The sequence below is a fragment of the Vibrio sp. 1402 genome, from assembly GCF_033340275.1.
Genome location: NZ_JAWOWE010000006.1, coordinates 249,937 through 265,805 on the forward strand (window position 1 = coordinate 249,937; position 15,869 = coordinate 265,805).

Below are 15,869 nucleotides of genomic sequence, written 5' to 3' on the forward strand. Positions count from 1 at the left end.
GTGGTCTATTGGGGGAGTTTTGCTGAAACGATAGAAGGCAGTTTCTTGTCTCGGCTCTAGAAAGAAAGGGCGTTTTCCTATTCTGGCGAGTTCTTTCGAGATACAGAGGTATGTTTTTAATTGTTTAGAACAAGGTGTCGTATAAGTTCAAATAAATTTGGCGCAAGCTTGAGGCGGCTCGGTTTTGAGATAAATAATCCTTTATATTCATATTGATTCATATTAAGGTTGATCTACGTTTTTAAGCATTTTCAATGAGATCAGTATGGGTAAAAAAGTCGTTACGGTTACAACGTCTGAGCTGGAAAGAGATTTGTTTAATGTGACTGGTGATAAGTTATTCGCTTCCAAGCAAGCTTCGCAATTTCAAATATTTTATGCAGGTTCAGTGATAGATTCTATTAAGTATAAGAGAGGGGTGATATCCAAAGATGATCTTTTACTTAATCAACATATAAGGTGGGAGCATAATAAGGCCCATAGTTATCGCTTGGCCAAAAACATCCTTAAAAAAACAGGGCAATGTCGTCCTAAGAATGTAGCTGCTCATCATATTGTATCATGGAAAGACATTAGAGCTGCAAAGTCCAGAATGAGGCTATCAGCATTTCGAATCGATATAGATAGTGCGGAAAATGGTGTATTTTTACCAAGATGGAATAAACATGTGCCCCATTCGCAAATGGTTGAAGCTTATTCTCACTCCTGTATCCATACTTCATTTTACTATTTGAACGTTGAACATTTACTTGAAAATACGATTGCTCAGGATGCAGATAGAGAAGATATCGTTGAGGTTTTAGAGGATATTGGAGACGACTTGAAAATGGGCATGTTTCCAATAACCAGAAAAATAAGGGCGAATGAAATTGCAGTTTAAAAAACAAACTTTTACTAAGGTATTTGGTATTCAGCCAGATGTGGATAAATATTTATATCTAGAGCACACGAGCCTATTGGGTTTAGACGACGTGAATAATGAAGTTTTACCAATATTCAATGGAGCTTCAAAAATATCAACTTGGCAACCATTGACACTTGATTGGCTCCGGCATGATGATTCCGATGACTTAATAAAACCAATGATTGCTGCCTGGGGTAGCTGTACGTACGTAGTTCGCCATGATATTGCGAGCTTGTTCAAAGATACGCTCGGAGATTGTTGTGAATTCCTACCTGTAAATGTGGATAACTCCATTTGGTATGCACTTAATGTGACTTCTAAATTGGATGCATTACATACTGAACTGTGCGAGATAAACTACAAGCCAAATGGCAGAGTTCATAGAACTAGACCATATAAGCGTTTTGTTATTGATCGTGCTAAAGTTTCAACCCCGAGGCTCTTCAAATTAAGTGGTTCTCCAATAAGCATCTATACTTCAAATATCGACAATAGCTTTTTAAATCTAGTGACTAAAAACGAGTTTACCGGGGTTAGTTTTTATGAAATAGAGAGTGTTTAACTTCAGGAATAAAAAAACGCCGCATAATGCGACGTTTTTTCTAAACAAATGAGAGGCTTATGCAGCGTCTTCTTGCTCGCTATCTTCTTCAACAGCTTCAAGCTTCTTTGCTTTTTTTGGTGCAGGTTTACGTTTTGCACCCAGAGCGTAAAGCACTTCTTCTTTGTTTTGCGCAAGGTACATTGCAAGATCTTCTTGCTTACCTTCGTCTTCTAGAAGTTCACTTTTACCCAGCAGTGAGAATAACTCGTCTGCCATATCCAGCATTTTGTCGTATGCGTCAGCTTCCGCTTTAGAGGTAAAAGTCATTTTCTCTTCTCCATTGCGTTCTACCACGTACTTGACGATTACAGCCATGGTTGGTCCCCTAATTTGGTGTATTGATACTGGCTTTTTATACAGTTTTTGACCAATCAAGTCTAGCGACAAGCCTCAGAATGAGAGACACGTACAACTAACTGACTAGCATTTAAACTATCTTGGTTTCACTTTGCGGGTTTGTCCGTCAAAGGAAGGTTTGTTGGTCGCTCCCAATCTTGGCAAAATTCGATAAACGTTTTGAGCAATGGGCTTTGATATTTCTCTTTATGAACCAGTAACCAGAAGCGACGTTTCATATCTAAAGGCATGTCGAGCAGTTTTACGCGGCCGTCACGAATAGCAGGTTCTGCAGACAAACGTGACAAGCAGCCCAAGCCTAACCCTGCCGATACTGAGTTGATCAACGCTTCGGTGGTATTGAGCTGAAAAGCTTCATGCCAATGTTCCAAGCGCGGCGCGACAACGCGCATAAAAAATTCGCGTGAACCAGATCCTGCCTCTCGCAATATCCATTCACTGTTTTCTAGCTCGGTTAAGTTTACTGGCCCTTCGTGCGCGGCTGGGGAATTGGGCGCGCAAATCACGCACATTTCATCTTCGCTAAACTGGGTAGACTGCAATTCAGGGTGAAGTGTTTTGCCTTCAATGAGGGCTATGTCTAACTCGTAATCGGTCAGCATGTCGCAGATTTGTGCGGAGTTAGAAATGAACAGACTTTGAGAACGATGGTTCGTTTGCTGACGAAATTCGCTAAGCAAATAGGGCGCGACTTGGTTGCCAATGGTGTCGCTGGCACCAATGCGAAGTTGGCCCGATAGCGCTTGGTCACCATCGAAAATGCTCTCGATGTCCTTGGCTCGGTTGAGTAATTCATCCGCCAGTGGCAGTAGTTTTTGACCTTCTTGGTTCAAAATCAGTCGGTTATTAACACGATCAAATAAGTGATGGCCGATCTGCTTTTCTAATTCTGAGAGTGCCATGCTCACTGCGGCTTTCGATAAAAAGAGACTATCAGAAGCCGCTGTGAGCGTTTTGTGCTGCGTGATCGTCGTAAACACTTTCAGTTGTTTAAGAGAAATGTGACTTGCCATACCCCACCGTTAAGTAATTCTGAACGTTTGTTTTAAATAATTAGATATATCGGAACGAAGTGCAAGCGTATTATACGTCCCATCAAGAGTGAGTCTGGTTGAGGTCATCATGATTCAAAGAACAAAAGCAAAAGTAATGGGAGCACCAACTCCAATGGCGGGTTTGGCTCTTGGTATTGCAAGCTTGGGCTGGAGTTGGGAGAACTTCGCCGAATTACATGGCTACGGACAGTGGATTAGTGCGGGTATCGCGAGCATATTGTTGGCTATATTGGCAACCAAGTTTTTGCTACATAATCATCTATTGAGACAAGATCTTGCTCATCCGGTTGTGGGCAGCGTGGTTCCGACATTTGCGATGGGCACTATGGTGGTATCGAACTCTCTCGGCCATTTTTACCCATTAGCTGGCGATGCGCTTTGGCTGATTGCGGTGGTTTTGCACATCGTATTCTTGGTGAGCTTTGTTTACCATCGCGCCAAAGATTTTGAATTGCACCACATGGTTCCTAGTTGGTTTGTACCGCCTGTGGGTATCATCGTTGCGGATGTGTCTTTCTCTGGCAACCCGATGTTAGCACCAGTGGCACAAGGTGCATTGATGTTTGGTATGGTGGCGTACGCGATCATGTTGCCGATGATGATTTACCGTTTCATGTTTACCCATGAAATTCCGGATGCAGCGAAACCAACAATGGCAATTATGGCGGCACCAGCAAGTCTATCATTGGCAGGGTACTTAACGGTCACTGCGACACCATCACCAGTGATCATCGCTATGCTATTTGGTATCGCGGTATTGATGACAGCCATCATTTACCTCGCATTCTTTAAATTGCTTAGACTGCCATTTAGCCCAGGCTATGCGGCGTTCACTTTCCCGATGGTGATCGGTGCGACGGCGCTGTTTAAAATGGCGAATTGGATGGAGTTGCAAGGATTGGCTGCGCACTATGTTCAACAAGTGCGAGGCTTAGCTAGTCTTGAGTTGATTGTGGCAACATTTGTTGTCTCTTATGTGGCCTTACAATACATCAACAACTTGTTGATTCAGCCACGCTTGATGCACGCTCATCACGCTTAAATAGCAGATAGGAAAAAGCCTCTTGGTCTTACAACCAAGAGGCTTTTTTATTTCAATCGGCGTCGATGTTGAACGCTAGCCTTTTTTGTAAAATCGCGACATCTCATCCAGAGAATGACGAATGATATCGACAGGAACTTTCTGTTCTTTCTCGACTTTTAACTGGCGATTCAGTTGCTGAGAGTGCCCGCCAGGGTTGACCACAAGCATCAGTTCTTTGCCGACCAATGCATAGTTGTAGTAGCTGCCTGCAATATACCAATCGCGAGAGGCTGAGCTATCAAACAAGTTATGACCAACGCTGTATGAACTCGTTGTGCCTTGAACGTCAAACAGCGTATTCATCATGGTTGGCACGACGTCAAAATGGGTCGTGCGGTAATCAATTTGCTCTGGCTGACGATTTGGCATGTACACGTAAAGAGGCACATGTACTTGAACGTCACTGTAGTTACCCGTGTGGCCCCAATAGTTCATCTTATGGTCATTAAACTCTTCACCATGATCTGATGAAATCACCACAATGGTATTGTCTAAGTCGACGTTTTTCAGCACATCACCAATCAAGCTATCGATGTAGTACAACGAGTTCTTGTATCGATTATGGTAAAGCGAAGCGTCAAAATCGTTGTTGAGCAAAATGTGGTCAACGCGTTCCCAGTATGGTTTGAATTTCGCAAATTCAGGTTCGGGAAATACTGTGCCATGGGCGGCATCGTAGAACAGAAAACCAAAGTACGGCTTGTCGCTATCCTGCTTTTGGAACTCGATGAACTTGTCTGTTATCTGCTGATCGCGCTCGACAGCTGTTTCCCCAGTTTGTTTCAGGGTCAAGTCCGACACTTTTTTGAATACCGTGCGAGAAAGTGGCGGGCTGGTGAGCGGTGCCGAGCCAAAAATGCCCATGCGGTAGCCTTCTGCTTGCAGCGTATCCATAAAAACAGGAGAGCGTTGACTTGCGTAAAAGCTTTCCCAGTAGGTCGCTGGCAAGCTGTAAAACAGGCTGAAAATACCCGCTTGAGTTGAGTTGCCGCCGCTCATATGTTGTGTGAAATTCACTGTTTTTTCGGCGAACTTGCTGACATTTGGCATGACTTCCGGCGTCGCATCACTGTAGCGCCACGCATCAACCAAGATAAACAAGACATTGGGTTGTTTCTCTTTGCTTTGCACTTGAATCGGCGCAAGCGGATAGTTGAGTGAGCTACGTTCAATGTTGGTTAACTCTACGCGGTTCTTCGATGCAATGTTCTCATCCACTAGGTCGTGTTTGTAAATAAATTTACGAGCCGTCAGCGGGTAGTAAAGTGGCCAGTTATTCGAAAACTGACTGACTTCATCGTCGTAAAGTGCGTTTTTGTACGCATGAATCATCTGCGTGCTAAGCAATACAGCAAACCAAACGCTGATCAAAACGAACTTAGCTCGGCTTTGTGCCAGTTTATTACTTACCCAAACGGTACAGGCAAGCCCGATCACCAGAACGGCAACTTCACTGACGAAGATAAGCCAACTCATCCAAGAAATATCGAAGACATCACCGCCACCTTCGAAAAACATACGGATTAATAGGGCGTTGATGTGAAGTTTGTATTGCTGAAAAACGAGGATATCGACTTTAAACATGATCAATAGACAGATCGCGATAGCGATCACGATACCTTTGAATGCTCGAGTCGGTAGAAAAGAGAGCAATAAACTCAACAACATAAATGGAAGAGCGATCAAGCCCAGCCAGCCATATTGAGTCGAAACCAAATAGTAACCTTGCAACAAGGTTAGCGGTTCATTCTGATTGTTAGACAACACAAAAGGATAACAAGCGATCGACAGGTACACTGCAAAGCAAGCAAAAAAAGCAATCAGCCAAGCGCTGTTGGAAGACAGTTTGCGAAACATACTTTTTGTTTGTTTATAAATTATGGGTAGAGGGAGTATAAAACAGTGTTTTTTATTATGGAATAGTTGCGACGAATGTCACATTTTGTATGGAAATGTCAGACTTGATTGACATGTGAAAATTCAGAAGATTCATACTCTATTTGAGTGATATATAACCTTTTGTTTTTTCCGAACGCGAGATCACTGCGGGTTTAAATGGGGCTGTGCTAAGCTAGCTAACAGTTTCAATCGGCGCTCGGTATTCCCAATTTGTTTACTGTTTATCACTCCAACCAAGTTGACGTTCTTAAATCACTCCTTGTCGAACTGATTCGAATCAGTCCGCTGGAAAACCCGTTCGAAAAAGAACAAATTCTGGTTCAAAGTCCAGGCATGTCCCAGTGGCTAAAAATGGAATTGGCCAAAGAGTTTGGTGTTGCCGCGAACATTGATTTTCCGCTCCCTGCGACTTTCATTTGGGAAATGTTTACGCAGGTATTGCCAGACGTGCCAAAACGCAGTGCGTTTAACAAAGAAGCGATGACGTGGAAGTTGATGCATTTGCTTCCGGGGCTTCTCAACCAAGAGGTGTTTTCGCCGTTAGCGCAGTACCTCAAAGATGACATTGACCACTCTAAGCTGTATCAGCTGGCTGAGAAAATTGCCGATATTTTCGATGGTTACTTGGTGTATCGTCCGGAATGGATCGCAAGTTGGGAAGCTGGGCAGAGTGTGCCAGAGCTGGAAGATGAGCATCCGTGGCAGCCGATCTTATGGCAAGCGTTGTATGATCACACTGTGTCATTAGGACAGTCTCCATATCACCGTGCCAACCTTTATGAGCACTTTATCGACACGTTAGAGAGTTTTAACGGCAATTTTGACCATTTACCCAAGCGTTTGTTTGTTTTTGGCATTTCTTCGTTGCCGCCTCGCTATATGGATGCGCTAAAAGCAATTGGTGAACACATCGACGTGCATCTGATGTTCACCAACCCGTGTCGTTATTACTGGGGTGAAGTTCGAGATCGCAAATATCTGGCTCGTTTGGCGGCGAAACATCGTCAGCACGTTGTGTGGCAGGACGATCACTCGGAAGTGCAAGGTGAAACTGAGCAACTGAAAGGATCACTGGAAGATAATGTGATCGATGAGCTGCACACCGATGTGGTCGGAAACAGTCTGTTGGCGTCCATGGGTAAACTCGGGCGCGACAATATGTATCTGTTGTCTCAGCTGGAATCTCATGAAATTGAAGCCTTTGTTGATGTTGAGCGCGACAGTCTGCTCCATCAATTGCAAGCGGATATTCTCAATCTTGAAGAACATCAAGATGACCAACAGATTGAAAACAGTCATCACAAACAAGTGGTTAGCTTGGGTGATAAATCACTGAGCCTACACGCTTGTCACAGCCCGATGCGTGAAGTGGAAGTGCTGCATGATCAACTATTGGCGATGTTCGATGCTGACTCAACGTTAAAACCGCGCGATATTATCGTGATGGTCGCGGACATCAACGCTTACAGCCCTGCGATTCAGGCGGTCTTTGGTAACGCACCGGGTGAGCGTTTTATTCCCTATTCGATTTCTGACCGAACCGCCGATCAAGAGAGCCCAATTCTGGCCGCATTTATGCAGTTGGTGAACTTACCCAATACGCGCTGTTTGGCATCAGAACTACTCGAACTTTTGGAAACTCCGGCGATATTAAAGCGTTTTGAACTCAGCGAAGATGATTTCTTACAAGCCAAACAATGGGTTGAGGAATCGGGGATTCGCTGGGGGTTGGATGCCAATACCGGACGCGAATTTGAACTGCCGGAAACCCGTCAAAACACATGGCAATTTGGTATTCAACGCATGTTGCTTGGCTACGCGATGCCAGAATCCGCAGGTTTGTTTGAAACCGAGCAAGGCAGTTTATCTCCGTACAACGAAGTGCAAGGCATGGGTGCAGAGCTGGCGGGCAAGTTGGCACACTTTATCCAACAAATTAGCACTTATCGAAGCAAACTTTCTCATGTTCAGACTATTGATGGTTGGCGAGAGACTTTGGTTTCACTGCTGGATGACTTCTTCTCAGTTGAGTTAGAAGGCGAAATGGCGCTCAAATCCATTCGCGATACGCTCAGCCAACTCAAAGAGCAATTAGCTGATGCCGCATTTGATGATGCGTTGTCGCCGTCGATCATCAGCCAATACCTTCAAAACAAATTATCTGGCACACGAGTCAGCCAGCGCTTCCTGGCTGGTCAAGTGAACTTTTGTACCCTGATGCCGATGCGCTCTATTCCGTTTAGAACCGTTTGTCTACTGGGGATGAATGACGGCGTGTACCCACGCTCCATGCCGCCAGAAGGCTTTGACTTGATGACCGGAAGAACCAAACCGGGCGACCGTTCGCGTCGAGATGATGACCGTTACCTATTCCTCGAAGCAATGCTATCGGCACAGCAAACGCTCTACATCAGTTATGTTGGCCGTTCAATCCAAGACAATACCGAGCGAGTACCTTCGGTTCTGGTTTCTGAGCTGATGGAATACTGCCACCAAAACTATTGTTTAAGTGGTGATGAAGCGTTGCCCGTTGATGAGTCTGGCGACAACTTATTAAATGCGTTGGTGAATACCCACGCCATGGTGCCGTTTAGCCCAAGTGCGTTCCAAGGCATGCACGCCAGCTACGCGAAAGAGTGGATTCCAGCGGCATTAACTCAAAGTAGTCAATCGCAAGGCTATGTTCGTCGTGATTTTAATCGGGCATTAGACGACTATCTGTTAGGAGCGACGTTCCCACTTGAGCTCGACTTAGTCGAGTTGCAACGTTTCTGGCGCTTACCTGTGCAGTATTTTTTCAATCGTCGTTTAAAAGTAATCTTTGAACCGCCACTACCGGTGATGGAGGACGACGAACCCTTTGTTTTAGGTGGTTTGGAGAGCTATCAAATGCGTGATGAGCTGTTAGAAACCTTGCTTGAAACGACATTGATGCAGCCAGAGAAAAAAACAGAGGTACTTAAACACTTTATGAGTCAACAGCGCGCGCAAGGCAAACTGCCGGTGGGGGCGTTTGGTGATATCGAATTTGAAACTAACCGAGTTCAGGCGGAAGAGCTGGTGGATAAACTGGCGTTTTTATCTGGTGCGCCTCAAGACGATTTGGAAATCGACCTGACGTTTGATTCCTTGTTTGAGCGAAATGAAGGCGAAGAGAAAAACGTTCGCCTAACAGGTTGGCTGACTCAATGCTACCAATCCGGTTTGATTCGCTATAGAAGCGGTAAGATTCGCTCGCAGGATTACCTTGCTGCGTGGATCGATCACCTTGCCATGTCGGCGTCGGGTCATGCTAAGAAAACTCACATCATTGGTTACGATCGTAAAGAAGGCGCGCTGCATTTGATCTACCCAGAAATTGCCGATGCGCAGTATGCCAAACAGCTACTGACTGAATTAGTTCGCTTATTTTTCGAAGGCATGACTAAGCCTTTGCCTTATTTCCCGAAAACGGCGTTGGCTTGTGTTGAAGCGGGCTTTAGCCGCGGTCAGTGGGTCGATGACGAAGAGAAATCTTTGAAGAAAATGGCTGACGCATTCAATGATGGCTTCATGAGCCCGGGCGAAGGCAATAATTCGTACATCTCTCGAATTTGGCCTGCTTGGAATGATGAGTTGGCCTCAGAAGTTCGTTTGCTGACAGCATTAGTACTGCAAGGTGCGCGCTTAGCGGTTCAAGACGCTGATGATGTAAAAGCGTGATAAAGAAAGTTGGATAAAGAGAAGGAAGAGTAGGGTGGCCGCCAGAAAATCATTATTTTTTGTAGGGCGTTCGCTGTACGGCCACAAGGTCAGAGGGACCATGATACTTTTGTTTAATTCATTTGAGTTGTGCCGCCAAAAAGGTTTGGCTTATCTCGTGGGGCGCATACTAACGGTACGTCTTATGGATAACCGTGAGAAAGATCTCACAAAGCTCTAAATGATCCAACTTGTTAAACATATTAATAGAATTTTTAACTATAGATCACATTTATTAGGTGATACGTCCTAGTAAATAATCCGGAGAGATTCAGCGTTATGGATCAAATGTCAGGTGCAGAGTGCCCTCTACATACGTTAGACCGCACAGAGCAACCTCAACCAACGCCACTAGAACCGATGACGTTTCCTCTGCATGGCGCGAGGTTAATCGAGGCATCAGCAGGTACAGGTAAAACCTTCACTATTGCAGGTTTATATCTGCGCCTTTTGCTTGGTCACGGCAGCGCGGAAACTCGGCATCGCGTACCGCTTACGGTCGACCAAATTCTGGTTGTAACCTTTACCGAAGCGGCAACTGCGGAATTACGCGATCGTATCAGGGCAAGAATCCATGATGCGCGAATCGCGTTTGCGCGTGGACAGAGTTCCGACCCGGTGATCCAACCTTTGCTTAATGAGTTTGACGATCACAAGCAAGCCGCAGAAATTTTATTGCAGGCAGAGCGTCAGATGGACGAGGCGGCGGTCTACACCATTCACGGTTTTTGCCAACGTATGCTAACGCAAAATGCGTTTGAATCTGGCAGCCGATTTAATAACGAGTTTGTGACCGATGAAAGTCACCTAAAAGCGCAAGTTGTAGCCGATTACTGGCGTCGCAATTTCTACCCGTTGCCATTTACGTTGGCTGGAGAAATTCGCCAGCTATGGGGCTCTCCATCTGCGTTGTTGTCTGACATCAGCAATTACTTAACTGGTGCGCCGTTAAGCCTTTCTGTTCCAGCAATGAAAGGCAGTTTGGCTGATCTTCATACTGAAAATTTGAAAAAAATTGATGAATTAAAAGCACAGTGGCGAGAAAGCCAAGATGACTTCTTAACGCTAATTTCAGATTCAGATATTAACAAACGTAGCTATACCAAAAAGTCTCTGCCGACGTGGTTGGAGGCGGTAAACGCTTGGGCGGCAACGGAAACTACAGGTTACAATTATCCAGACAAGCTGGAGAAATTCGCGCAAAACGTCTTGTTGGAAAAAACACCGAAAGGCAGTGCGCCGCAGCATGCGGTATTTGAAGTCATTGAAACATTTCTTGCCAACCCAATCAGCTTAAAAGCGCCACTGCTTGCTCATGCGATTGAACATTGTCGTGTGATGCTGGCTAACGCGAAAAATCAAAAACAGTGGCTCTCTTTCGATGATTTGCTGACACAACTTTCTGCTTCTATCGATACGGACGAAAGCAAGCTTTTAGCTGCGCGTATTCGTACTTTGTATCCTGTCGCAATGATTGACGAGTTCCAAGATACCGACCCGCTTCAATACAGTATTTTCAGCCGTATTTATCTGAACAACCCGGAATGTGGTTTGTTTATGATCGGGGACCCCAAGCAGGCGATTTATGGCTTTCGTGGCGCAGACATTTTCACTTATATCAAAGCGCGTAACCAAGTAAGTGCCCACTACACGTTAGGAACCAACTGGCGTTCTAGCGCAGATATGGTGCAGGCGGTAAACCAAGTATTTGCTTTGCCAGACAGTCCATTTATCTATGATTCGGATATTCCGTTCTTACCCGTTAGGTACAGTCCCAATGCCGAAAAACGCATTTGGACTATGGGTGGCCAAAAGCAACCCGCGCTGACCTATTGGTTGCAAGAAGCGGACGATAAACCGCTACCAAAAGGCGAGTATTTGACTCGAATGGCAGAGGCGACTGCAAGCCAAATCCAAACTATTTTGACGCAGGCTCAACAGGGGCAAGCGTGTCTGGTGAATGGCGAAAAACAGAAAGCGGTTCAAGCGGGCGATATCGCGGTGTTGGTTCGAACAGGTAGTGAAGGTCGAATGATCAAACAAGCGCTGGCTGAACAAGGCATTGCCAGCGTGTACCTGTCTAACCGAGACAGTGTGTTTACCAGTTCAGTGGCGCAGGATCTACAGCGTTTGCTGCAAGCGGTGCTGACTCCAGAAAATGACCGTGCGCTGCGTGCAAGTCTTGCTTCTGAGCTGTTTGCCCTCGACGCAGCAAGTTTGGATGCACTTAATAACGATGAAGTGGTGTGGGAAAACGCCGTAAACGAATTCAAAGAATATCGCAAACTTTGGATTCAACGTGGTGTGCTGCCGATGTTGCGCGCGGTGATCAGCAAACGCCATATTGCCGAGCGATTACTAGAAGAAGGTGCGAGTTCACAGGGTGAAAATGGTGAGCGAGTACTTACCGATTTAATGCACATTGGTGAACTGCTTCAACACGCCAGTAATGAACTGGATAGCGATCACGGTCTGCTGCGTTGGCTCGCTCAGTCTATCAGTGATGCGGAAAACGGTTTGGGTGGCAGTGATGACCAAATCCAACGTTTAGAATCGGAACGTAACTTAGTGCAGATCGTAACTATTCACAAATCAAAAGGCTTGGAGTATGACCTCGTATTTCTGCCGTTTGTGTTCAGCTATCGAGAAGCCAGTGAAGCCAAATATTACGATGCAGCCAATGACCGCACGGTACTGGATATCACTGGCAACGATGCGTCCATGAAGCAAGCGGACAAAGAGCGTTTGGCGGAAGACTTACGCTTGATATACGTGGCACTAACGCGTGCTGTTTATGCGTGTTTTATCGGTGCCTCACCGTTGCGCAATGGCCGTTCGACCAAAGAGCCAACTGGTGTACACCGCAGTGCGATTGGCTATTTGATTCAAAATGGTCAAGAAGGTGGCATTAACGATTTGCACCAAGGTTTAACAAAGCAACAAGACGAGCTTGATTGTGTCGTTGTGGCCGATCCGCCGCAGCAACTCGAAGATAAGTACGTAGCGCCACAAGAAGAAATACACGATCTTAGTGCGAAAGAACTGCAAAACCCTATCGACAGAAACTGGCGCATCACCAGTTATTCTGGCTTGGTCAAGCAAGGCTCTCATCACGCCGAGCATGATGCCACGATTGAGATTACAGGTTTTGATATCGACTCATCTGAAGAACAAGACGAAGCGGATTTGGTGGAGCCAGAGCGTTCGATTTTTACCTTCCCTCGTGGTGCGCGTCCGGGTACGTTCCTGCACAGCCTGTTTGAGGAAATTGAATTTACTCAGCCAGCCACGACGGAAGAGAATACACAAATCATCCTTGGCTTGATGGAAAGCGAACAGCTCGATGAAGAGTGGTTGCCCATTTTACAGCAATTGATTGATACCGTACTCGCAACGCCGTTGGATGGTAAGTCTTTGCTGCTGAATCAAAATGCACCGTCGCAACGTTTGGTGGAGATGGAATTTTTGCTGCCGATTGAAGTGTTGTCTGCACCGGCGTTAAACCGAGTCATTCAACGTCACGATCCGTTGTCGGCGAAAGCGGGGGATTTAGGTTTCCAAACCGTGCAAGGTATGCTCAAAGGTTTTATCGACTTGGTGTTTGAACATCAAGGTAAATACTACGTGCTTGACTGGAAATCGAATCATCTTGGCGACGATGTGACGAGCTACCATGGTGAGGCTCTGAAATCGGCGATGGCGGATCACCGCTACGATTTGCAGTATCAGATTTATGCGTTAGCACTGCATCGTTTCCTACGTAGCCGATTGGCCAATTATGATTATGAACAGCACTTCGGTGGCGTGTATTACTTGTTCTTGCGCGGCATGGACGGGCAGAGTGACCACGGCATTTTTGCCGCGAAACCAACCTTAGACTTCTTACAAGAGATGGATCGTTTGATTGATGGTCAAGCACTTGAAACGCGCTCAACTCAAGCCGGGCAGATGGAGCTACTTTAATGACGACAAATCGCAATCTTCATTCTGACCAAGATAGTCTATTGGTAGTGCTGGAACGCTTGGCGCACAAAGGTGCTATTCGTCAGCTCGACTACCAATTCGCCTGTTTTATTGATTCTCAAACGCATGATGAACAGTCGGATAGCCAAGCACTGGCGTTTATCGCGGGTGTTGTCAGTAGTGAGCTCGGCAAAGGACATATCTGTCTGTCTCTGTTCGATGCACAAGGGCAATCTACGGATTTAGCCAGTAAGCTAGGGCTGTTTGGTGAGTCGGCATTGGCGCTCAATACACAGTTGCAAGGCATAGATTGGATTCAAGTATTACAAAATTCCAGCTTGGTCGGCGCGCAAGGAGAAGCCTTACCGCTGATGTTCGATGGCGAGCGTCTGTATCTGCACCGCTATTGGCATTATGAAGTGACACTGGCGGAAAAGCTCAATCAGTTGGGCGCCGCAGTTAACTTGCAACCACAAGAGTTTGCGCGATTATCCAAGTTGCTCAACCATTTATTTGCACGCCAATACCATTTTCTGTTTAACGCGTTAGGCAAAGCAGTAGAAGCGGGAAGCAGCAACCAAGTGTTGCGTCAACAATTGGTGTGTGACCACCTTGATGTGGTCGCAAGCGAATCGTTGGATTGGCACGCCATTGATTCCGTGCTTAGCAATGCGCGCAAGGTTCAGGATTTACAAACACTGGATGAACTCGTGCCACTCTCGGCTTGCGTGAACTGGCAAAAAATTGCGGCGGCAGTTGCGTTAACCCGTCGATTTGCTGTGATTTCTGGTGGCCCAGGTACGGGTAAAACGACGACAGTAACCAAATTGCTTGCTGCTTTGATTGAACAGGCAACGCACGAGAAAAATCTGACCATTAAGCTGGTGGCCCCGACGGGGAAAGCGGCGGCGCGATTAACCGAGTCCATTGGTAAAGCAGTGCAAGAACTGCCAGTTTCTCCGGAGCTAAAAGCCAAAATTCCGACTGAATCGAGTACCTTACATAGGTTGCTGGGCGCGATTCCTAATAGCGCAGAATTTCGTCACAACAAGCAAAATCCACTGCATTTGGATATTTTGGTTATCGATGAAGCGTCGATGGTCGATTTGCCAATGATGTATAAAGTGGTCGATGCCTTACCGAAACATGCGCGGCTGATTTTGCTAGGTGATAAAGATCAACTTGCTTCAGTTGAAGCAGGGGCCGTGTTGGGTGATATCTGTTCGTTCCACGCATTGGGTTATGGAAAAGAGCAGGCGTCAGCCATTGCAAAACTGACGGGGTTCGATACTTTAGCCCATACGGGTAACAGTGCATCTAGCATTGCCGATAGTTTATGTATGCTGCAAAAGAGTTACCGATTTGACGCTCGCTCAGGCATTGGTCAGTTGGCAAAAGCGGTTAACTCAGGTTCTGCAGCGAGCGTAGATAACGTCTGGGCGCGTGACTTTTCTGATATCGAACATTTCGCGCTAAGTAGTCAGCACTACAACCAAATGATGCAGACGTTGGTGCAGGAATACGGTCGTTACCTCAAACGCATTGGACAACAGGAAACCGATCCTGAAACCGGAGAGCCAGAGTCGCTAACGCGTAAAGCCAAAGCGGTATTAGATACCTTCAACCAATGCCGACTGCTTTGCGCGATTCGTGAAGGTGACTTTGGTGTTGCTGGGCTAAACCAGCGCATCGAGAAAGCGCTCGCGGCGCGCAAGTTCATTCAGGTTCAGGATGAAATTTGGTATCACGGTAGACCTGTCATGGTTACGCGTAATGATCATGGTCTAGGTTTGTATAACGGTGATATTGGTATTTGCATGCGAGATGACAGTGAAGAAGAACCGCGTTTGAAAGTCTTTTTCGAGTTACCTGACGGCAGTGTGAAATCGGTCTTGCCAAGCCGAGTGCCTGAACATGAAACGGCTTACGCCATGACCATCCATAAATCGCAAGGCAGTGAATTTGATTACACCCTGATGATTTTGCCACCAGACTTTAGCCCGATATTAACTCGTGAGTTGATTTACACAGGCATTACCCGCGCGAAAAAGCGTTTAGCTCTTTACGCCGAACTCAACGTTCTGAAGCGAGGTATTAAGGTGAAAACGACTCGCGCGAGTGGGTTAGTACAGCGGCTTACTAACTGATTATGGACTTAGTTTACAGTCAGTTTTACCTTTGTTACATGTCAAACTTGGTGATGAGTTGTGTTTTAACAATTCTCTTTCTGAAAGAAAAGTCATTTCAATTGATGTTTTTGAA

9 protein-coding genes are annotated in these 15,869 nt (G+C 45.9%); 6 read left to right on the forward strand and 3 right to left on the reverse strand.

The window, feature by feature from the left end; all coding sequences use genetic code 11:
- Positions 1–265: 265 nt before the first annotated feature.
- Both R7044_RS13940 and R7044_RS13945 read left to right on the forward strand, forming a co-directional pair.
- The gene (locus tag R7044_RS13940; protein WP_033905557.1) at positions 266–880 is read left to right on the forward strand and encodes an AHH domain-containing protein; all 615 of its coding nucleotides are present in this window, start codon (positions 266–268) and stop codon (positions 878–880) included.
- Complete coding sequence (locus R7044_RS13945) at positions 870–1,466, forward strand: hypothetical protein (protein ID WP_152560880.1); 597 nt, start codon at positions 870–872, stop codon at positions 1,464–1,466. The genes R7044_RS13940 and R7044_RS13945 overlap by 11 nt, the downstream gene beginning before the upstream one ends.
- A 57-nt stretch (positions 1,467–1,523) precedes the next feature.
- On the opposite strand, the gene R7044_RS13950 is transcribed toward R7044_RS13945, so the two are convergent.
- Together R7044_RS13950 and R7044_RS13955 are read right to left on the reverse strand one after the other, a co-directional pair.
- On the reverse strand, positions 1,524–1,823 hold the full coding sequence (locus tag R7044_RS13950) for a YebG family protein (protein ID WP_005386503.1): 300 nt from the start codon (positions 1,821–1,823) through the stop codon (positions 1,524–1,526).
- Positions 1,824–1,951: 128 nt separating this feature from the next.
- A complete protein-coding gene (locus tag R7044_RS13955; protein WP_205390988.1) occupies positions 1,952–2,878 on the reverse strand; it encodes a LysR substrate-binding domain-containing protein in 927 nt (308 codons plus the stop codon).
- Between the two features lie 109 nt (positions 2,879–2,987).
- Between R7044_RS13955 and R7044_RS13960 the strand changes: the two genes are divergently transcribed.
- On the forward strand, positions 2,988–3,962 hold the full coding sequence (locus R7044_RS13960; protein WP_005391714.1) for a TDT family transporter: 975 nt from the start codon (positions 2,988–2,990) through the stop codon (positions 3,960–3,962).
- A 75-nt stretch (positions 3,963–4,037) separates the two neighbouring features.
- Here R7044_RS13960 and R7044_RS13965 read toward each other — a convergent pair whose 3' ends face one another.
- Positions 4,038–5,861, reverse strand: a complete 1,824-nt coding sequence (locus R7044_RS13965; RefSeq protein WP_205390987.1) for a DUF3413 domain-containing protein — start codon at positions 5,859–5,861, stop codon at positions 4,038–4,040.
- Between the two features lie 252 nt (positions 5,862–6,113).
- Between R7044_RS13965 and recC the strand changes: the two genes are divergently transcribed.
- The 3 genes from recC (at position 6,114) to recD (ending at position 15,754) form a co-directional block, all read left to right on the forward strand.
- Entirely contained in the window at positions 6,114–9,605 is a 3,492-nt protein-coding gene (recC, locus tag R7044_RS13970) for an exodeoxyribonuclease V subunit gamma (RefSeq protein ID WP_225455632.1), read from the forward strand.
- Positions 9,606–9,932: 327 nt separating this feature from the next.
- Positions 9,933–13,607, forward strand: a complete 3,675-nt coding sequence (recB, locus tag R7044_RS13975) for an exodeoxyribonuclease V subunit beta (protein ID WP_225455639.1) — start codon at positions 9,933–9,935, stop codon at positions 13,605–13,607.
- A complete protein-coding gene (gene recD / locus R7044_RS13980; RefSeq protein ID WP_033905550.1) occupies positions 13,607–15,754 on the forward strand; it encodes an exodeoxyribonuclease V subunit alpha in 2,148 nt (715 codons plus the stop codon). The genes recB and recD overlap by 1 nt, the downstream gene beginning before the upstream one ends.
- Positions 15,755–15,869 lie beyond the last annotated feature (115 nt).

What these genes read in the sequence shown, in the direction of transcription:
- R7044_RS13950 (WP_005386503.1), bottom strand. Translation starts at nt 1,823, where the DNA reads ATGGCTGTAATCGTCAAGTACGTGGTAGAACGCAATGGAGAAGAGAAA.
- R7044_RS13965 (WP_205390987.1), bottom strand. Translation starts at nt 5,861, where the DNA reads ATGTTTCGCAAACTGTCTTCCAACAGCGCTTGGCTGATTGCTTTTTTT.
- R7044_RS13960 (WP_005391714.1), top strand. Translation starts at nt 2,988, where the DNA reads ATGATTCAAAGAACAAAAGCAAAAGTAATGGGAGCACCAACTCCAATG.
- recD (WP_033905550.1), top strand. Translation starts at nt 13,607, where the DNA reads ATGACGACAAATCGCAATCTTCATTCTGACCAAGATAGTCTATTGGTA.
- R7044_RS13955 (WP_205390988.1), bottom strand. Translation starts at nt 2,878, where the DNA reads ATGGCAAGTCACATTTCTCTTAAACAACTGAAAGTGTTTACGACGATC.
- R7044_RS13940 (WP_033905557.1), top strand. Translation starts at nt 266, where the DNA reads ATGGGTAAAAAAGTCGTTACGGTTACAACGTCTGAGCTGGAAAGAGAT.
- recB (WP_225455639.1), top strand. Translation starts at nt 9,933, where the DNA reads ATGTCAGGTGCAGAGTGCCCTCTACATACGTTAGACCGCACAGAGCAA.